This is a genomic window from Algisphaera agarilytica, from assembly GCF_014207595.1.
Lineage (GTDB): Bacteria > Planctomycetota > Phycisphaerae > Phycisphaerales > Phycisphaeraceae > Algisphaera > Algisphaera agarilytica.
The window spans coordinates 1598357-1618407 of sequence record NZ_JACHGY010000001.1; the positions used below are offsets into that span (position 1 = coordinate 1598357).

Annotated in this window: 15 protein-coding genes; 8 read left to right on the top strand and 7 right to left on the bottom strand. The window is 66.3% G+C overall.

The window, feature by feature from the left end; genetic code table 11:
* Positions 1 to 144: 144 nt before the first annotated feature.
* Positions 145 to 438 (bottom strand): acylphosphatase, encoded by a 294-nt coding sequence (locus HNQ40_RS06765; protein ID WP_221435407.1) that lies wholly within the window; start codon positions 436 to 438, stop codon positions 145 to 147.
* 82 nt (positions 439 to 520) lie between these two features.
* A complete protein-coding gene (locus tag HNQ40_RS06770; protein ID WP_184677119.1) occupies positions 521 to 1321 on the bottom strand; it encodes a hypothetical protein in 801 nt (266 codons plus the stop codon).
* A 168-nt stretch (positions 1322 to 1489) separates the two neighbouring features.
* On the opposite strand from HNQ40_RS06770, the gene HNQ40_RS06775 reads away from it, so the two are divergent.
* Together HNQ40_RS06775 and HNQ40_RS06780 are read left to right on the top strand one after the other, a co-directional pair.
* Positions 1490 to 2050 carry a TetR/AcrR family transcriptional regulator gene (locus HNQ40_RS06775; RefSeq protein ID WP_184677120.1) on the top strand — a complete coding sequence of 187 codons (561 nt, stop codon included), beginning with the start codon at positions 1490 to 1492 and terminating at the stop codon, positions 2048 to 2050.
* A gap of 65 nt (positions 2051 to 2115) precedes the next feature.
* Entirely contained in the window at positions 2116 to 2679 is a 564-nt protein-coding gene (locus HNQ40_RS06780; RefSeq protein WP_184677121.1) for a hypothetical protein, read from the top strand.
* Between the two features lie 137 nt (positions 2680 to 2816).
* Here the strand turns inward: HNQ40_RS06780 and HNQ40_RS06785 are convergent, their stop codons facing one another.
* The 5 genes from HNQ40_RS06785 to HNQ40_RS06805 form a co-directional block, all read right to left on the bottom strand.
* Positions 2817 to 3920, bottom strand: coding sequence for a glycoside hydrolase family protein (locus HNQ40_RS06785; protein WP_184677122.1), 1104 nt, complete (start codon positions 3918 to 3920; stop codon positions 2817 to 2819).
* 152 nt (positions 3921 to 4072) lie between these two features.
* On the bottom strand, positions 4073 to 5695 hold the full coding sequence (locus tag HNQ40_RS06790; RefSeq protein WP_184677123.1) for a sulfatase-like hydrolase/transferase: 1623 nt from the start codon (positions 5693 to 5695) through the stop codon (positions 4073 to 4075).
* 114 nt (positions 5696 to 5809) lie between these two features.
* Positions 5810 to 6979 (bottom strand): mandelate racemase/muconate lactonizing enzyme family protein, encoded by a 1170-nt coding sequence (locus HNQ40_RS06795; protein ID WP_184677124.1) that lies wholly within the window; start codon positions 6977 to 6979, stop codon positions 5810 to 5812.
* A gap of 33 nt (positions 6980 to 7012) precedes the next feature.
* The gene (locus tag HNQ40_RS06800) at positions 7013 to 7921 is read right to left on the bottom strand and encodes a dihydrodipicolinate synthase family protein (protein WP_184677125.1); all 909 of its coding nucleotides are present in this window, start codon (positions 7919 to 7921) and stop codon (positions 7013 to 7015) included.
* The gene (locus HNQ40_RS06805) at positions 7914 to 8663 is read right to left on the bottom strand and encodes a YebC/PmpR family DNA-binding transcriptional regulator (protein WP_184677126.1); all 750 of its coding nucleotides are present in this window, start codon (positions 8661 to 8663) and stop codon (positions 7914 to 7916) included. Before HNQ40_RS06805 ends, HNQ40_RS06800 begins: the two co-directional genes overlap by 8 nt.
* Positions 8664 to 8905: 242 nt before the next feature.
* Here HNQ40_RS06805 and HNQ40_RS06810 point away from each other — a divergent pair, with 242 nt between their 5' ends.
* The 6 genes from HNQ40_RS06810 to HNQ40_RS06835 all read left to right on the top strand — a co-directional run bounded on the left by HNQ40_RS06810 (position 8906) and on the right by HNQ40_RS06835 (position 20039).
* Positions 8906 to 10165: a vitamin K epoxide reductase family protein gene (locus HNQ40_RS06810; RefSeq protein ID WP_184677127.1), complete on the top strand. Its 1260-nt coding sequence runs from the start codon at positions 8906 to 8908 to the stop codon at positions 10163 to 10165.
* A 218-nt stretch (positions 10166 to 10383) separates the two neighbouring features.
* Complete coding sequence (locus HNQ40_RS06815; protein WP_184677128.1) at positions 10384 to 11418, top strand: AAA family ATPase; 1035 nt, start codon at positions 10384 to 10386, stop codon at positions 11416 to 11418.
* Between the two features lie 110 nt (positions 11419 to 11528).
* Positions 11529 to 12512: a DUF58 domain-containing protein gene (locus HNQ40_RS06820; protein WP_184677129.1), complete on the top strand. Its 984-nt coding sequence runs from the start codon at positions 11529 to 11531 to the stop codon at positions 12510 to 12512.
* 10 nt (positions 12513 to 12522) lie between these two features.
* Positions 12523 to 14637, top strand: a complete 2115-nt coding sequence (locus HNQ40_RS06825; protein WP_184677130.1) for a BatA domain-containing protein — start codon at positions 12523 to 12525, stop codon at positions 14635 to 14637.
* Positions 14634 to 16898 carry a hypothetical protein gene (locus tag HNQ40_RS06830; protein WP_184677131.1) on the top strand — a complete coding sequence of 755 codons (2265 nt, stop codon included), beginning with the start codon at positions 14634 to 14636 and terminating at the stop codon, positions 16896 to 16898. Before HNQ40_RS06825 ends, HNQ40_RS06830 begins: the two co-directional genes overlap by 4 nt.
* Positions 16899 to 20039, top strand: coding sequence for a hypothetical protein (locus tag HNQ40_RS06835; RefSeq protein WP_184677132.1), 3141 nt, complete (start codon positions 16899 to 16901; stop codon positions 20037 to 20039). It abuts the gene before it with no gap.
* Positions 20040 to 20051: the final 12 nt, after the last annotated feature.

A 20051-nucleotide genomic window follows, 5' to 3' on the forward strand; every position in this document is an offset into this window, starting at 1 on the left:
CCCTCGTGGGCGAGCTTATTTTAGCTAAGTAAAGTACTTTAACACAGCTATTCAACGATGTTTATTCCAGACACACCCGCATGCTCACCGAACCACTTGGCGGCGGTGAAAGAGCTCGGGCTCCCGGAATCACTTGCGGATGCTTTAGAGGATCACCCGGAACGCGCGGGGGTCGCCGGGCGTGCCGAACTCGCCGGTGCCCAACGATCGGTTGGACTCGACGTCGGTGATGTTACCGCTCATCGCTTCCTGCACCGCATCGATCAGCCCCGCCACCTGCTGGGCGTCGCCCTCGGCGACAAGCTTCACCCGGCCATCGGGCAGGTTCTTCACCGTCCCGGCCACCTCGAAATCTTTGGCCAGGCTCGCGGTGGTGTAGCGGAACCCCACGCCCTGGACGCGGCCGGTGTAGTGCACGGTTTCGCGGATCATCGCCATGCCCGATCATAGCGGCCGCGCACCGAAAAACCCGCGCCTCGTGGCGCGGGTTGATCGTGGGTCGGCCAGAACCCGACGGGGATTACTCCGCCAACTGGTCGATCGTCGCGTCGGCGGGGACACGATATATGTTGGCGTTGGGTCGTTGCGTGCGGAAGTCGAGCTCGCTGACTTCGGTCACCGCGCCTTGGCCCGGGTCGTCGGGGTTCCAGCCGGCGTAGAACGTTAGCCGGGCGGGGGCGAACAGGCCGTCCTGTTCCTGCCAATCGTTGAACACCCAGGTCACTCGTTCGACGCCGGTCTCGGTCACCGAGTGGTGGATGGCAAACAGACGGTCGGACTCGGGGTCGATCAGGAGTACGTAGTCGTCCTCGGCGGTCGAGCCGATGCCCTGCTCGTAGCCGACACCCACACTCCGGTAGGTTTGGCCTTCAAACTCGACGTCGACGCGCTCGGTGATGACGGTGCCCGGGTCGGCGAAGACGAAGGGCATGCCCAGGAAGTAGAACGAGCCGAGCGTCACGAATCGGCTGGGTAGGCCGGAGCTGTTGGGCTCGCCGGTCGACCACGCTTGTTCGCCGTTCCAGCCGACGGTAAAGCCTTGGCCGTCGATCCGGTTGGCTCGGCTGCGGAGATCGATGGTGGAGGTGTTGGGCTGGCTCATGGGTCCGGACAACGGGAAGCCGGTGAGGACGTAAGTCAGGGTGCCCTGCTGTTGCCAGGTGTCGAGCCCGCCGTGGGCGTCGAGGGTCGCTCGGATCGGTGCGAGTCGGTCGGGCTCTTCTGCCATAACGGGTGAGCCGGGGAAGCTCGCAACGGCCGCCATGGCGAGGCCGGCGGCGAAACGGGAGGTAACGGACGAAAGTGTGTGGGAAAGGTTCAAGACGGGTCTCCTCATATAAGGGGGTTTAGTTTTGCCGAGACGTACCCGGCGACGAGAGGAGAACAAATAGACTGTTTAGTCTATTTCAATTATATTGAAAAAGTCCCAATTTACATTTAAAAGTGGGGTTTGTTTGAATTAATAGACTTATTTGTCTATTCTATTTACATGTCTTCTGCCCGCCAACGCATCCTCGATACCGCCTGGGAGCTGTTCACCGCCCGCGGGGTGCACGCCACGTCCATGGACGATGTCATCGCCGAGGCGGGCGTGGCCAAGCAGACGCTCTACAACCACTTCCCGACCAAGCCCGAGCTGGTCCAGGCCGCCTTGGCTCAGGGCGATCTGGAACTGCGGCGGGCGGTGGTTGAGCAGACCCACGCCGGGGCCGACGCACCCGCCGAGCGATTGATCGAGGTGTTCGCGGTGGTGTCGCGCCTGCTTGCGCCACTGAAATTCTCCGGGTGTACTTTCCTGGGCGCCGCGGCCGAGGACCGCGGGCACCGCAGCGGGGTCACGGCCGTGTCGGTCATGCACAAGCGGGCGTTCGAGGCCACGCTGGAAGCGTGGGCGGCCGAGGCGGGTGTTGAGGATCCTGCGCGGCTGGCCAGTCAGTTGATGGTGCTGCTCAACGGGGCGCTCATGTCTTCGCTGCTCGAGGCCAACGGGCAGGCTTTTGATCGCGCCCGGGAGGTTGCGGCGGTGATGGTTGATGCTTCCACGACCTAATCAACTATCATGGTTGGGCTTCTCGACCCGTATTGACATCTGTACCATCTCCCGGAGTTCCCCTCATGACATTCGAGTCCCTTGTCCGGATCGCAACCTGTGCTGTTTCGCTCGTCCTGTTGGCGTGCTTGATCATCGCTCCGAGTGTGGCGGATGACCACGAGAACAATGAAGCCGAGAGTGACGGCTTGAGCTACGTCGGGATCAAAGACTTCACCGATCTCAAGGCCGGCGAGGCGCCGTACTACATCGACAAGTGGCGTGATGTCCTGGCGATCAACGCCGGCAACGTGAAGTTCCGCGACAAATGGGCCCGCGCCACGGCCGAATTCACCGGGGCAGATGGCACCTACGACGTGGTCATCACCACCATCGGCGAGTACGACGGCGAGTGCACCTACCGCCTGTACGTGGACGGTGAGCTGATCGGCGAACTCCAGAACGACGCCGTCGACAAGTCCGGCGACATGAAGCCGCAGACCCACGTCTGGGAAGGCGTCTCGGTCAAGCAGGGCCAAACCATCGGCGTCGAGTCCAACCTGCACACCAACGGCAAGATCCCCGAAGGCGACGGCACCGCATGGGCCCGCGGCCGCTGGGAGAAGGTGGATTTCAAAGCGGCGGAGTGATTACACATCCGCGCACCGTTTAGCGGGCGACGCGCAGCGTCCCGCGTGTTGGGGGGTGTATGCCGAACATCCACGCACTGACACGGGGCACTTCGTGCCGCCCGCTAAACGGTAGTTTGAATGGGGGATAAACTAACTCAGGCCGAGCCGTTGCGGTTGACCTTGAGCACGACGCCCGACGAGGTCTTGTACTTGCCGCCGCGGTAGGCGCAGAACAGGTAGTCGGGCACGCCGTTTTTCATCAGCATCTGCGGGCGTTCGAAGCGGCCCTCGCGGTCGAGGCCGGGCATGGCTTCGTCGAAGTAGGACGGCGCATCGAGGAACGCGACTTCCGGGTCGCCCCAGCTCACGCCGTCGACGGAGGTGAACTTCAGGCCGTACTCGTGGTTGTAGAAGCCCATGTCACGCAGCACCGCGTGGTACCGGCCCTCTTCGTGCCAGATGTAGGCGTCCTCGCACTGCATGTCTTCGTGGATGTGACTGAAGTCGATGACGGGGTTGTTCTCGTGCTTGATGTACGGGCCGGTGAGGTTCTCGGCCTCGGCGTAGCCGTACTTGCGGTTGGAGTGGCCGCGTCGTTCGTCGCCGCCGTTCCACCCCTTGTAGTACAGGCGGAACTTGCCGTCGGGGGTGACGCAGAAGGCGGGGTTCGACACGACGTAGTCGTCCCAGGCGCCGTCTTCGCCGACGTGGAGGATCTGGCCATCGGTGCCGACGCGTTCCCAGGGCCCGTCGAGGCTGTCGGCCATCGCCATGCCGACGCGTTTGGTGCCGACGGTGCGGTGGAAGTAGGGCTTCACTTCTTCCCGGCTCATGCCCACGAGCATGTCGCGGTCGCAGCCGGCGGGCTTGCAGGTCGCGCCCATGTAGAACAGCACGAACTTGTCGCCGACACGGTAGACCGTGGGGTTGTGGATCGAGTCGGCGTCCCAAGCGTCTTCGTTGCCCAGCCCGCCTTCGGACACGGGGTTGCCCGCGGGGACCAGCGCCGGCTCAAGAATCTCGTATGGCCCGCCGGGCTGGTTGGGCTCTTTCGACACCGCGTGGCCGACCTCGCAGGCGGTGACCCAGCCTTCGTGGTGGTAGACGTTTTTCCAACGGGCGTAGAAGACGTGTACCCGGCCGTCGTCGCCGTAGATCGGCGAGCAGCCCCAGACGTTGTAATCGGGGTCCTCCAGGATCCGGCCGACGGGCGACAGGCTCTGGGCGAACTGGGACATCGGGGCTTCGGTTTCGGGCATAACGGTCGGGGCCTTCGGGAAACTAGGTGGCCGGATACCTACTGCTACTCGAACAGGCCGAGGTATCGACAAGCGCACACTATGGCCGGAAACCGCTTGCGTGTCGACTCCGAACCGCCTTAGTGAAGTACTTATTGTGGTGAAAACAACCCTTACTGAGCGTTCGGAGCGTTGCGTTCGGTGGCGTGCAGATCGAACCGCGGCAGGATCGCCAGCAACTCGTCACGCTCGGCCCGGTGGGCTTCGGACACCTTGCTCCAGTCGGTGATCTTGGGGAAGTCGTCCAGGTCGTCTGGGGTTTGCGAGACGTCGTACCAGTCGCCCGCGCCGTCAATCAGCACCAGCTCGCCGCGGAGGATCTGGCCCTCGCGCTGCCAGGCGTAGACCCAGTCGCGGTGGGCTTCCTGATCGGTGAAGAGGAACGGCACGAGGCTGGTGCCGTCGATCTCGTAGCCCTCGGGAAACTCGAACCCGCCGAGCTCGGCGATCGTGGGCAGGATGTCGGAGATGTTCACCAGCACATCCTGCTCGCCCTGCTTGGTCATGCCCGGGGCGTAGATGATGAACGGCACGTGCGGGCCGACCTGGCGGAACCAGCGCGACTTGCCGTAGCCGTGCGTGCCGTTGTCGGCGGTGAAAATCACGATGGTGTTGTCGGCGATGCCCAACTCCTCGAGCTTCTCACGGTACAGCCACATCTGGTAATCGAGGTATTCGACGTGGGAGTGCATGCCCGGCTCGGTGACGGTGCCGTGGGTGTCGTACACGCCGTTGTCGCCGGTGATTTTCGGTTCGGTGCGGGTGTACCGGCTGCCGTCCCATTCGATGATCGGGGTGCCGGGGTATTTGATGTTGCTCTCGGGGTGGAACCAGTCGAACTGGGCGTGGCCGAGGTGCGAGGTGTGGTACACGAAAAACGGCTTGTTCTCAGCGGTTTTGCGTTCCATGAAATCGAAGATGTAGTCGAGCTCGACATCCGGGGCGTAGGTCGTCAGGCCGTACTCGGCTTTCTGCTGCTCGGTGTAGGGCCACCACACGATCTCGCCGGGCGCATCGGGGTGGTTCATCATGGTCGCGCCGGGCTGCCAGAAGTAGCCGCTGACCTGGTAGAGCCCGCCGGGCTTGCCGGTGTCCTGGTTGATGAGGATGCGCTCGCCGTCGACTTTCTTGGTGAGGATGCTGAAGTCGGTGTACGGGCTGTAGCCGTCGAGGCCGGCGCCGGGGGTGAACAGCCCCTCGTCGAAGCCGAACTCACGGATGTCGCCGGCCATCTGGGTCTTGCCCGCCCACATGGTGGCGTAGCCGGATTGCTGCGCGACCGTACCCATCTCCAGCGGCGAGCTGGCGTAGAGCGGCCAAATCTCTTTCTTGCCCTTGGCGTTGACGTACTTTCCCTTGTCTTTGTTGTGCCACCACTTGTGCTGGTGGGCATATCGGCCGGTCATCATCATCGCCCGGCTGGGGCCGCAGACCGTCGCCGCCCACGCGTTCTTGATCCACACACCCTCGGTGGCCATCTGATCCATCACCGGCGTCTTGGCGAGGAAGGCGGGGTCGCTGGTCTCGTGGTCGTCCACCACACGCCCGGGCCGGGTCCAGACCGAAGAGCCGTAGATCGGCAGCTCGCGGGCACTGATGTCGTCGGCATACACCACGATGATGTTGGGCTTGGTCCCCGGGCCGATCGGCTCGCCGGCCACCACGTTCGGCGCGAAATAAACACCCAAGCCCAGCCCCAGCAGGGCGACCGACAGAACCGCAAGCAGGTGACGCATGAGAGAATCCTGGGGAAAAGAGACGATAGATCAAGTACTTAAGCGGCTAATCTTAACCTTGAATATCCAAAAACACAAGTATTATTTCGTATTTTAGACAAATCATTCATCAATTTAGATCGGTTGCAGGAGGTCAAAGGCGGCTTTGGACGGCGTGATTCCCAGGCCGGGGCCCGTGGGCAAGCGGTAGAGGCCGCGGTCGCAGGCCATGTCGCTGTCGATCATCTCGCGGTTGGACCGGAAGACCGCGTGCTGAAACTCGTGGCCGGCCACGGCATCGAGCGCCGCGCTCGCATGCAGGCTCGCCGCGAGGAAGACGCCCGCGCCGATCGTCGCGTGCGGCAGCATCTTCAGGTCGTGTTCTGCCGCGAGCTGGCCGATGCGGAGGAAGTTCGTGATGCCGGTGTGGCCCATCTCCGGCTGCACGATCGCGATGGGGCATCGGCCGAGGCGCAAACGCAGGTCGTGGTCGGTCCGCCACTCCTCCCCCACCGCGACGGGGGCGTCCACCGTCTCCGCGACCGCGGCGAGGCCGTCGATGTCTTCGGTCAGCACCGGGGCCTCGGCGAACCACAGGCCGTGGGGCTCCATCGCGCGGATCAACTCGATCGCATGCTCGGCGGTGTGGTTCCACTGCAGGTCACACGCGATCTGCGCATCGGGCCCCAACAGTTCCCGCAGATATTCGAGCTCGGTCGCCACGCCTTGGTCCGACGCGGGCGATGCAAACTTAAACGCATCGAACCCCTTGCCCTGCCATTCGACCGCCAGCTCGCCGCGCTCCTGCAGCGTTCGCCGAGGCAAACCCGATACGTAGGCGGGGATTGTGTTGCGGTGCGTTTCACTGATGAGCGCCGCCACCGTGCAGCCCGCCTGCTTGGCCGCGATGTCCCACAGCGCGATGTCGATCGCCGCCAGCGCATCCACGTAGAACCCGCCGCTGTAGCCGCGCACACGCATGAGGTCGTAGAGGTCGTCGTAGACCGCTGCGGGATCGGACGGGTCGCGCCCGATGGTGAAGCCGGCCAGGAGGTCGTTGATGATCGCGCCCACCGCGCCGGGGGCGACGATGCCGTAGGTCTCGCCCCAGCCCACGAGGCCTTGCTGCGTGGTGCAGCGGACCAGCACCGAGCGTTGAAACGTCGGGTAAACCGTGCGATTCGCGGTGCGCACGACGTAGCCCTGGGCGTTGGGCGGCGCGTCGAACTCGTCGCTGCCGAGATACGGGCGGTCCGGCTGGCGGGTCAGCGTGAAGACTTCGACGGACGCGACGGGGTCGACCATGGGGACTCTCAACAGCGTGAAGGGCCGGGTGGGTTAAGCGGGCGCGGCGGGGACGAGGCCGAGCTCGGCAAGATTCGCATCGACGTCGGCCACGGCCGCGGCGTCCATCTCCGGCGTGGGGGCGCGGACGGTCGTGTGCTCCAACACACCGCGGCGCACCAGCGTGTGCTTGGTCAGTCGCATCCGGTACACGGCCTGCAGCACGAGCAGGGGCAGCGTACGCACATAGATACTCCGGGCCGTCGCCCGATCCCCCGAGCGCCACGCCCGGTCGAGCGCGACGTGTTCGTCGGCCAACTCCAGCGCTGGCATCACGGCGCAGGCCCCGCGCTGGTATTCGTCGAGGATGTACCGCGCCCCGCCTCCGCCAATCACCCCGCGCAGCGATACGGGCGGCTCATCGAGCAGCGCCGAGATCGACGGGCCCGAGGGCAGCGTTTCTTCCTTGATATAGGCGATCTGCGGTACAGCGGCGGCGAGTTCGCGCAGCGTCGCAGCGGACAGGTCCGAGCCGCGCGGGGCCGGAGCGTTCTGCAACACGAAACGCGAATCGGTCAAGCCGTCGGCGACTTCCGTCATGAAGCGGACGACTTCTGCCGCTTCCGAACCGATTGATTTCGGCGGCTGGATCATCAACCACGGGATGCCCAGCTCGGCGGCCGCTCGACCATGCTCCACCACCGACTCAACGTCCGGCCCGCTCGCCCCTGCCACGATCGGCACCGCCCCGCCGACCGCATCGACCACGCTCTTCAGCAGCGCCAGCCGTTCGTCTGCCGTGAGGTGTTCGACCTCGCTGGCGAACCCGGGGAACACCACGCCGTGCACGCCCGCGTCCAACGCAAACCGCACCAGCCTCGGCATCGCCGGCAGGTCGATCCCGCCGTCCGCATCGAACGGCGTCGGCAGCACCGGCAAGATGCCCTGGAGGGTCTCAGCCATCGAGCGCCGCCATCGCCTCGTCATCGATCTCGGCGTTGTGGTGCAGCTTCTGCACGTCGTCGTGGTCTTCGATCATCTCGATGAAGGTCAGCACCTTCTGCACGTCGTTGCCCTCGACCGCGACGTGGTTGTCGGGCACCATCGCCAGCGTGGCCGAGTCGATCTCCAGGTCCGCGGCCTCGAGCGCATCACGCACGGCGGTGTAGTCGCTGGGCGCGGTGGTGATGTGCCAGGCCTCGCCCTCGTCGGCGATGTCCTCGGCCCCGGCTTCCAAGGCCAAGTCCATCAACGCTTCTTCGTCGATCTTGGATTTCTCCAGGAAGATCTCGCCCTTCTGCTCGAACATGTACGACACGCAGCCGGTCGCGCCGAGGTTGCCGTTGTACTTCTCGAAGAGGTAGCGGACTTCGCTGGCGGTGCGGTTGCGGTTGTCGGTCAGCAGGTCGAGCATGACCGCGACACCCGCGGGGCCGTAGCCCTCGTAGCGGATCTCTTCGTAGCTCGCGCCTTCGCCGTCGCCGCTGCCCTTGTCGATCGCCTTCTGGATCGTGTCCTTGGGCATGTTGGCGGCTTTGGCTTCGTCGATGGCGTAGCGGAGCGTGAGGTTCATGGCCGGGTCGCCGCCGCCGTTCTTCGCCGCGACGATGATCGCCCGGCTGCACTTGGACCAGATCTTCGAACGCTTGGCGTCCTGACGGCCCTTGCGGTGACGGATGTTGGCCCATTTGCTGTGTCCGGCCATGTCGTTGGCTCCGATGCTGCGGGAAAGACAAACCTTATCCGAGTGCGACGCCTGGTTCGCGTGAACCATTTGCCGTCTCGGGTCGTCTATTTTAGGAAATGCGGCCCACTAATGCCCGGACGCGGGAAACCAAGGAATACGCCGCTTCCCGCCGAGGGTTGGCGGGGGTATAAACCAAGGGTGTTTGGCCCTGCGAGACGGCCGGGGCTAGTTGTTATCGATGTCTGACACGGGTCCCACGTTTGCAACCTGATTCCCAAGAAAACCCGACCGAACCACCGGCCAAGCGCTCGGGCGCGTGGTGGGCCGCGGTCGTTTTGACGCTCGCCGCGCTCGGCCTCACCGGGTTCATCACGCTCCAGACCGTGACCGGGGACGGCGCGTTGCCGGGCTGCGGCGTCGCGACCGAGATCCTCGCCGAGGAACTGGCCGCCGCCTCCGATGCGGAATCTCACAGCATGGAGGCCTCGGACCTGCCGGGCTGTGGCGCGGTACTGGTGACCAAGTGGTCGGACTTCCTGGGCCTGCCGGTCAGCGCGTTGGCCGCAGGGCTGTACCTCGTGATGCTGGTCACCCTGCTCAAACAAAAAAGCCTGGGCGGCCTGGTGCTCGGCACCGGTGCGGTGTTGGTCATCGGCGCGGGGCTGTGGTTTACCTACGTGCAGGTGTTTGAGCTCCGGGCGATGTGTCCGTACTGCATCGCCTCCCACGCGGTGGGTCTGGTGCTGGCGATCGTGTTGCTGACCCACACCGCCAAGCGGCTGCTGCCGCCCTGCCTCGCCATAGGCATGGTGGGCACCGCGGTGTTGGCGGCGGTCCAGCTCAACAGCACCGACCCGGTGATCATCATCGAAAGCGGCGGCGGCACCCGCGACGGCCACACGCTGTCGCTGCTCGAAGACCGCCTCACCCTCGACCTCCGCGAAGAGATGGTCGTCGGCGACGTGTCCCAGCTCGACCGCCCCGACGGCTGGCTGGTCGTGAAGATGTTCGACTACAACTGCCCCCACTGCCGACACGCCCACGAGGTCGTCTCACAGATGAACAACCTCGCGGTGGTGCTCGTGCCCGTGCCGCTGGACCCGCGCTACAACCCCTACCAGCGCGAGTTCCCCAACGACAACTTCAAACACAGCCACGAACTCGCCCGGATCGCGCTGGCGATCCACCGCATCGACCCGGAAAAACTCCAGGCCTACGAAGACTGGGTCTACGGCGAAGGCTGGCCCCAGACCACCGAAGCCGCCCAGGCCTTCGCCGGGTCCCTGGTCGGCCGGCTCCCGCTCGACATGCACCTCAACAACCCGGAGATCAACGCGATCCTCGAGCGCAACGTCGACGCGTGGGGCAAGGCGGGCGTCGCGGGTCTGGTCGGCGGGCTGCCCATCCACCTGGTGCCCGACGGCGGGCTGACCTACGGCGGCGTCGGCGACGGCACCGGCATCGTCCAGCTGCTCAACGGCACCCACCGCTCTCAGCAAACAGAAGAAGTCGACGAATGAACAATGTTGACTCACATTTCGTTGATGGTGCCTGGTTTGCCCCCTCCCCCACCGGGGGAGGGCTGGGGTGGGGGAAGCAGAAAGCCCCTGTGCATGATCTGAACGCAAGCCACTTCGGACTCACCCGCCCCCTCCGACCCGCTACGCGGGCCACCTCCCCCGGTGGGGGAGGGGTCGAAGCGCGCAATCATTGATCTGTTACCCATTGGACTTCGACCATGAACCAGCCCTACCCCCCGCTCCCCGCCGACGACCTCCAGCTCCTCCAGCAAGCCGGCGACACCTACGCCCGGCTCAAGGACGAGATCGGCAAGGTCATCGTGGGCCAAGACGACATCGTCACCGCCCTGCTCGCCGCGATCTTCGCCGAGGGCCACGCCCTGCTCGTCGGCGTGCCGGGCCTGGCCAAGACGCTGCTGGTCAAAACCCTCGCCGAGGTCTTGGCCTGGGACTTCAACCGCATCCAGTTCACCCCCGACATGATGCCCGCCGACATCATCGGGATGGAGTTGCTCCAGGAACAAGCCGACGGCAAGCGCGGGATGAACTTCGTCCCCGGGCCGATCTTCGCCAACATCATCCTCGCCGACGAAATCAACCGCACCCCGCCCAAGACCCAGTCCGCCCTGCTCGAAGCGATGCAGGAGCGCCAGGTCACCTCGATGGGCCACCGCCACGTGCTCGAGCCGCCCTTCGTTGTCGTCGCCACGCAGAACCCCATCGAGCAGGAAGGCACCTACCCGCTGCCCGAGGCGCAGCTCGACCGGTTCATGCTCAGCCTCTACCTCGACTACCCCGACGTCGAGCAGGAAGAACAGATCGTGATGGAGACCACCGCCGGGCCGCGCACCGCCGCCAGCCCGATGCCCACCGGCGGGTTCATCACCAAAGACCAGTTCATCGCGATGCAGGCCCTGGTCCGCCGGCTGCCCGCCAGCCAACACATCGTCAGCTACGCCGTCGCCCTGGCCCGCGCCACCCGGCCCAACAGCGCCGCGGCCAGCGAAGTCGCTCAGCAATACGTCGAGTGGGGCGCCGGGCCCCGGGCCGGTCAACATATGGTGCTGATCGGCAAAGCGCTCGCCCTCATGCACGGCCAACCCGCCGTCACCGCCGAACACATCCGCCAAGCCGCCCCCCACGTCCTGCGCCACCGCATCCTCCCCAACTTCCAGGCCGCCGGGGAAGGCATCACCGCGGGGGACATCGTCGAGCGCATCGTGAGCGAGATCTCTGAGCCGAGCTATGCGTGAATTGATTTCGGATTGGGGATTTCGGATTTCGGAAGCCCTGAACCCGCACCGCTGATCGCCGTCGCTTGCGTCCGCTCCGAAATCCGAAATCAAAATTCCGAAATCGTTGAATGCCATCGACCGCCACTCCATCCCGCTACCTCAACCCCGCCGAGCTCGCGCCGCTGCGTCACCTGGTGTTTGCCTCCCGCCGCGCGGTCGTTGGGCACTACGCGGGTAAGCACGCCTCGCCGCAGCGCGGGCACTCGGTGGAGTTCCAGGACTACCGCGACTACTCCCCCGGCGACCCGCTCGGCGAAATCGACTGGAAGGTCTACGGCCGATCCGACAAGCTGTTCATCAAGCTCTTCGAGCACCAGTCGGACATGACGGTGAACCTGCTGGTCGATGGTTCTGCGTCGATGGGGTATCGGGGACTTGGGGGCTTGGGCGCTGAGGGCTTAGGCCAAGACAAGCGCAAGCGACGGCGGTTCTTCCCAAGCCCCCAAACCCCTAAGCCCCCAACCTCCAAATACGACCACGCCTGCGCAACGGCCTCCGCCATCGCCTACCTCGTCACGCAGCAGCAGGACAAAGTCGGGCTCGGCATTGCCCAGCAGGGCCTGCAGCATTCGGTCCGTGCCGCGGGCACCTACCCGCACCTGCACCGGCTGGTCGGCATCATGGAATCGGTCGCCCCCCAAGGCCCCGCCAACCTCGCCGCCGCGATCCACGCCGCGGCGCGGCAGGCCAAGCGCAAAGGGATGCTGCTGATCTTCAGCGACCTCCAAGAAAACCAGGGCGCCGTGCTCAAGGCGCTCTCCCATTTCCTGCACCGCGGGCACGAGGTGATCGTGTTCCACACGCTCCACGCTGATGAATTGAAACTCCCCGATCTGTCGGAGGCCGTGTTCGTCGACAGCGAGTCGGGCCGGGAGGTGCGGGTGAATGTCGAAGACATCCGTGCGGATTACGAGGCCAAAATGCACGCCCGCGTGGACCAGTGGCGGCGCGTGCTCATGGCCCGCGGCGTGGATTACAACCTCGTGTCCACCGCGACGCCGTACCACGAGACGTTGCGGCAGTACCTGTTTAGTCGAGCGAGTTTGATGTGAATACCCAGTCATGAACACCCTCGCCATCATCTCGCTGACCACGCCCGCGATGCTCCTCGGAGCGGCGCTGGTCGCGCTGCCGATCGTGGCGCACCTACTCAATCGGCGGACACGCCGAAGGATCGTGTTCCCCTCGGTGGCCCTGCTTTCGGCCGCGGCGGCGAGCCAGTCTTCCGTGTTCAAGATTCGGCGGCTGTTGTTGCTGCTCCTGCGTTGTGCGGCGGTGGTGCTGGCGGTGTTGGCCTTTGCCCGGCCAGTGTGGCTCGGTGGGGCGAACGCGTCGTCCACGGACCGCGGCGCGATCGGTGACAGCGCCGCGGTGGTCGTGGTCTTGGACACCAGCGCCTCAACCCGCCAACTGGTAAGCAATGGGCAGACCGCCGCATCGCTGCTGCGAGGCCAGGCCAACCGTGCGATCGGCGGGCTGCGGTCGGGAGTTGACGCGGGCAACGTGATCTTCGCCGACGCTGCGCCGACGCCGGTGTTCGACACGATGACCCGCAACCTCGCGGCGCTGAAGCAAGCGGTGGATGGATCCCAGCCCACCGACCACCACGCCGACTTCGCCGGGGCGTTGACGCTCGCCGCCGAGCTGCTGCGCAACCACGAAAGCGACGCCTCGGCCAAGCGCGTGCTCGTCCTCACCGATGGGCAGCGCAGCAACTGGCAAGAACTCGGCGACATCGACCTGCCCGAGGATATCGAGCTGATCGTGCAGACCCTCAGAGACGACCCCGCCGCCGAATCGCAGCACAACAACGGCCTGGCCACGCCCGAAGTACGGCCCGCCCGGCCCGGTGTCGGCGCGCCGACCGAGCTCAGCGTCGAGGTCGCCCGGTTCGCACCCGGGCAAGAACGGCTGCGCGTCGACCTGCTGGTCAACGGCCAGGAAGTCCAGTCGCAGTGGGTCCGCCTCGGGGCCAACCAGCGGCAACGCGTCGGCTTCACCCACCGCTTCGACACGCCCGGCCAACACCGCATCGCGTACCGGCTCGACGCCGATGACGCGCTGGCCCTCGACAACACCGTGTGGCAAATCGTGACCTGCGCCGGTCGGCTCCCGGTGGTCGTCGTCGGCGACGCCAACCCCGACGAGCCCGGCACCGCGGGGTACTACACCACCCGCGCCCTGGCCCCGCACAACAACGCGCGCGACCGGTTCATCGTGACCCACCTCGCCCCGACCGCGGTGCGCGGCACCGCGCTGCGTCGCGCAGCATTGGTCATCGTCGGCGATGTCGAGGGCCTGGACCGTGTCGCCGAGGCGACCCTGCTGGACTACATCCAGAACGGCGGAGCGTGCTTCGTCTTCGCCGGATCGAAACCCGTGCTCAACGCGTCGCTGCTGCCGTGGCAGCTCGTCAGCCGATTCGGCGGGGCACGCATCGCGGAGGGTGAGTGGCAGACCCCCGAGCTGCGCGGGTTCGACCTCGAAACGCAGGACGCGCTCGCCCGCGCTGCGGTCGGACGCGGCTGGCGCACCATGGCTGTGCGGGACGATGCGCGGGTATTGCTGCGCTACCGCAACGGTCAACCAGCGCTCGCGTCGCGCCCCGTCGGCGAAGGGCGACTCCTCGCCGCGACGTTCTCGCCCGCAAGCGACAGCGGCGACCTGGGCAAATACGCGGTGTTCGTCGTGCTCATGCAGAGCCTGGCCGAGCAGCTCACCGCGGCGACCGACAGCGCGGGGCAAGCGCTGGCCGGCCGGCCGGTCACACTCGTCGCCGATGCCGAGGTTGATCCGCAAGGTCCCGCGCCGCGCATCGAGACGCCCACCGGCGCAACCGACAACAACGCGGTCTTCACCCTCGCCACCGACACGCCGATCGCCACACTCCCGCTTGCCGACCACGCCGGCTTCTACGCCTGGCGTCAGGGCCCGGCAACCCTCGGCCGGGCCGCGGTCAACCTCGACCCGCGCGAAAGCGATCTGCGGACTATGCCGGGTGACGCGCTGGCTTCGGTGCTCAGCGAACGCGGGGCGGGGAACACGGCGTTGGTTTCGGGCGGTGATTCATCCGCGGCGTTGAACACCGGCGGGACCGGGATCTGGGGCTGGATGCTCTTGGCTGCACTTGGGATGCTCTGCCTGGAGATGGGCCTGCTCGGGGGGTGGCGGCGATGAACGGATGCGCGAGCGTGCTGGCGATGATGTTCAGGCCGTACTTCCCCGTCGTGGTGATCGCGCTAGCGGTCGCGGGGGCGATGGGGTTGGCTGTGTGGGCGTGGCGGCGGAGCGAAACCGACAACACGCGCACCGCGGCGGTGGGTATGGTCATGCGTCTCGTCGGCATCGCAATCCTCGGCGTCCTGCTACTCGGGCCGAGCAACCTGCCCGAAAGCCAGCAAGACGAAACACGCTCACCCGTGAACCTGCTCATCGACGCGTCGGGCTCGATGCAAACGCAAGACCTGCACCTCGAACCCGGGCAGGACGCGGTGTCGCGCTACCGCTTCGCGCTCGAGCGCTGGCTCGACCCACAATTCCTCGCCACGCTCGAAGCAAAGCACGACGTCCGCGTCTACAGCTTCGGCGACCGCGTCCGCGCAACGCTGCCCGATGCCCAGGACGCAACGCATCGCAAGTCGAACCTGGTTGAGAGCACTTACGACTTGCTCTCGACCATGAACGCGATGGGCTCGGGCACCGCCGACTCGACCGGCGGCGCGGTGGTTGTGCTCAGCGATGGACGTGACAACCGTGGTGCCGATACCACCGCCACGGCCCAGCTCGCCCAGGCCCGGCGGGTGAAGCTGCACACGGTCACGCTCGGCGGGCCAACGCTTAGCCGCGACGTGTCGCTGACCGCGATGCCGCGCCAGCCCTACCTCATGGTCAACGAGCCGGGCCTGATCGATGTCCGGCTCGACCACATCAACGCTTCGGGCGCCAGCGCGACCCTGCGTATCCGCCAAGGCGAAGAGGAAACGACCCGCCCGGTCACGCTCCCCGAGCAATCCGAGCTGCGGGTTGAGTTGCCCGTCGAGTACACCGAGCCCGGGTTGCACATGATCGAGCTGTCGGTCGACCAACTGCCCGGCGAGCCCGAGCCAAGCAACAACACGCAGGTGGTGTTCGTCGAAGTCACCGGCGAACGGATGCGTGTGCTGCTGCTGGAGGGCCAGCCGTTCTGGGACACGAAGTTCCTCGCGCAGTCGCTGCGTAAGGACGACCGCATCGAGCTGACGCAGATCACCCAGATCAACCGCGACCGGCAGGAGCGCATCGTCACGCGGGTCGACCGCCCCGCCGTTCCCCCGACGGACCTCGACGGTTTTTCCGAGTACGACGTGGTGATCCTCGGGCGCGGGATGGAGAACGTGCTGAGCGTGGAGGCGGCCGAGGCGCTGCCGCGCTACGTCAGCGAGCGCGGGGGGCGTGTAGTGTTGGCCCGGGGCCGGGCGTACGACCCGTCGACTCGTGTGGGTCGGGAGATCGGCCGGGCGCTCGCGCCGCTGGAGCCGGTGGGTTGGGGGGAGGGAAGGCGCAGCGACGTCGCGCTCACGCCGACGGAGTCGGGCCGGTCGCACCCGATGTTTGCCGGGCTGATGCGGGCGACGAAAGGCTCGCCGAGTGCGCGTGAGCTGCCGACGCTGAGCTCGGCGGCCAACATCCGGTTACTCAAGCCCGCGACGCGGGTGTTGGCCGAGTCGTCGAACGGTTCGGGTGACGCCGGGGCTCTGCTGGTAAGCATGCCGTATGGCCGGGGCATGGTGTTGGGGGTGCTGGGCGAGGGGCTGTGGCGGTGGAGCCTGGCGGCGTCGGAGTACGAGGCGTTGGCCGGCGTGTTCGACGGGTTCTGGTCCAACGGGGTGCGGTGGCTGGTGCTCGGGGCTGACGCCGGACCCGGGCGTGATTTTTCCCTGCGGTTAAGCGGACGCAGCATCGCGCTCGACGGCGAACTCACCGCCACGGTTGTGCAGCGCGGCAACGCCATGGGGCTGGAGGTCCAGGCCACGATCACCGACCCCAAGGGCGAGACGACCACGCTGTCACTGCAGGACCAGACCGGCGCGGACCTGCGTCGCGTCGGTGGCTTCCGCCCGCAGACCCCGGGTGTGCACACGCTCACCGTCACGCCGATCGGCGGCGACGATTCGCTCCAGCCGTTGGAAACAAAATTCATCGCCTACGACAGCAACACCGAGCTGCTCCGCACCGCGGCCAACCCCGCGCTGATGCGCAGCCTGGCGGCCGATTCGGGCGGGCTGGCGTTGGCCCCCGACGAACCGGGCGCGTTGCTGCAAGTGTTGGAAGCGGAGCGTGCGGCGCGGGTCGTTCCGCCGGTGCCCGCGTATGTGTGGGACCGGGGGTGGGTGATGGCCACGATCCTGATCTGGGTGGGGTTGGAGTGGCTGTTGCGCAAGAAAGGCGGGCTGCTGTAGATGAGCCAGGCCTCACCCAAACCGACGTTGACCGACGCCCTTTCGACCGACGTGGAGCCGGATCGCGTCGCGGCGCCGACGCTCACGGCGCTGCTGCGCCGAGCCGCCGGGCGGTGGCGCGGGGCGCAACGGCGAAGGCTTGTGCTTTGGGCGGTGGCGTTGATGATCACGGCCGGGCTTGCGGCATTGTTGTTCGACGCGTCGCTGGGTCTGCCCGCCTGGGGATTGATCGCGCTCGACCTCGGCTTGATTGGCTTGGCGGTGGCGTTGCTGTTCACAGGGCTGCGCAGCGCCCGCGCGAGTCAGATGAATCTCCGCCGGACGGCCGTGGCGATGGAGCGGCGCGGCGGAGTCGGTTCGAGCCAATTGATCAACGCGTTGGATTTGATGGATGCCGAAGCCCTCGACCCCGCGACGAGCGAGCCGCTGCGTGAGCTCGCGGTCACGCAAGGCGACAGCGCAGCACAGTCGTTGACGCCCGGGGCGCTCGTGGATCGGCAAGCGCTCGGCCGGGCGTGGGGGGTGGCGGCGATCGCTGTGGTCGTCGGCGTTGTGGCGTGGCTGACGATGCCGCGGGTGTTCGACGCGGTGGTCCCCCGGCTGCTCTCGCCCACTGCGGGCCTGCCGGCGTACACCACGCTCCAGTTCGAGGTCGCGGTGGTCTCCGGCGGCGACGACGGCGTGATCCACGTCGGCAAGCCGGGCGTAATCGAGGTCACCCTGTCCCGCGCATGGGGCGGTCGCGCCTTGCCCGAGGAAGCGGACGTGGTCATCGTCGATCACGACGGGCAGAGCCAGGCGTTGCCGATGCACCGCTCGTACCGCGACGGCGAGTCGCCGGTGTCCGCAATCGCGAGCGAAGCCGCGAACGCTTCCGTCCCCCCCGCCCCGCCGACGCGTTTCAGTCTGCGTTTCGAGCGGATCGACGAGCCGTTCGAGTTCTACATCGACACGCCCGACGGCCGGAGCCAGACGTACACCCTCCCGCTCGACACCACCCCGCTGTTCGAGTCGCTGCACGTCACCGTGACCCCGCCGGATTACACGGGCTGGGGCGCAACGACGCTGCGGCTGCACGTCGACGAGGCCGGCTCGGATGAAAACCACGTGAAGGCCCTGCCCGGCTCGGCGGTGATGCTTGCGGTGTCGAGCAACGTGCCGCTGGCCGAGGCCCATCTCGAACTCGGCTCGTCGGCTCGGCCGCAGGTGTTCCCTGTGCGCGATCCGGCGACCAGCGCGGAAACGCTTTTCATCGTCGACCACACCACCACCGCGCAGCTCCAACTCGTCGGCGTCGACGGCAAGGCCTCGGCCTACCTGCCCGTCGGCATCGAAGCCCTCGAAGACGCTCCGCCCACGGTCAGCATCCACAGCCCCGAACCCATCGCCTTTGCGGTCGAGGGCTACCCCGTGCCGGTGCGTGTCATGGCGAAAGACGATGTGGGCGTGGCATCCTTGAAGCTGCATCTCAGCGTTGAGGATGGTTCGGTTGATGCCGTCGAGCTGTCCGGAAAAGCGGAAACGCGCAGCGCCACGCCGCCCTACGAAAAACGTATCGGGACCACGCACGAGTTGGACCTCGCCGCGCTCGGGGCCAAGCCTGGTGACACGGTGCGCTACTTCGCCTCGGCCCGCGACGCGCTGCCGTTTGCGTTGGGCGGGCCGCCGAACGATCTCGGACAACGGACCGAGACGCTGGTGCAGGAGATCCAGGTCATCAGCCAGGAAGAGTGGCAGGAGATGGCCCGCCTGCAATACGGCCTCGACCAACTCCGCGCCGAGGCCCAGGCGTTCATGGATCAGATGGATCAACTCGAACAAGCCCGGGCCGAGATCGTCGAGCAGTTGGCGGAGTTGAAAGACAAACTCGAATCCGGCGCGCCGATGTCCGAGACCGAGCAGCAGCAGATGCAGGAGCTGCAACAACAACTCGAAGACTACGCCGAGGACGCCCGGGCTCTGGCTCAGGAGATGCGGGAGCGGGCGGAGCAGCCGTCGGTGTACGAATTTGAAGAGCCGTTCAAAGAGCAGCTCAAGGAACTGGCCGAGCAGTTGGAGCAGCAAGCCGAGATGGCCGACGCGATGCAGGAGGCCGTCGAACCGTTGGCCGAAGCGGGTGAATCGAGAGGCGAGAACGGCTCGCCCTCGCCTTTGGGTGGCGTGACGCCCACGCAAGTTGAAGAGTTCCTCGAGCAGGCCCAGCAGATGATGCAGGAAGAGGGGCCGTTCGACGAAGAGACGCAAGCGCAGATCGAAGAGCTGGAGGAAGACCTGCTGCGTCTGGAGTTGGCCGAGGAGATGCTGTTCCACGCCGAGCGGATCCGCGAGGTTATCGTGCAGCAGCGCGAGCTCGAGAAGAAGCTCGGGGAGCTGCGACACTTTGAACGTGATGCGCTGACGCCAGAGCAGGTTGAACGCCTGATGGCGTATGGCGAGCTGGAGTTCGAGCTGCGCGAGGAGTTGGAGGACGCGGCGTTGATGCTGCGGGAGAGCGCCGAGTTGGCCGGGCCGATGTTGCCGAACATGTCGGGGACGTCGGTCTTGCTGGTTGAAAAGCTGGATGAGCTGGAGGTGTACCCGGACATGGAGCGGGCGGGCGAGCGGGCCGAGGCGAGCGACGCCCCGATGGCGCACGCCGCGGCGCAGATCGCGGCGGACAAGCTGGAGTCGCTGCTCTCGGATGCGGGGAGCATGCCCGGCCAAGCGCAGCAGGACTTCGGCTACGACCCGCCGATGAGTCTGCCCAAGGCCAACCGCAACCGAGGGCTGGAGCAGATGTCGAGTGCTCAGTCCCGTGCCGCTCAGATGCGTATGCAGCAGGGCCGTGGGGTCGGGGGTTCCTCGGGCGGGATGGCCCAAGGCGCCAACGCCTCGATCATCGGCCCCCGTCCGCCCATGGACGGCAGCCCCGCCAACGCCCGCAGCGGACGCGACGCCACCGGCGAGATGGACCCCACCCGCGCCAGCGGCGGCTACCTCCCCGAAGCCGGCGAGGCCGAGACACTCAACCCCGAATCCACCTCGTCCCGCGGCCGCGCCGCGATCGCCCTGCCGGGTGTGCCCGCCCGCTACCAGGACGACGCCGCCGCCTACTTCCAACGCCTCGCCGACGAGGCCGCCCGCCAAGAGGAGAGCCCGTGATGTTCGGAAATC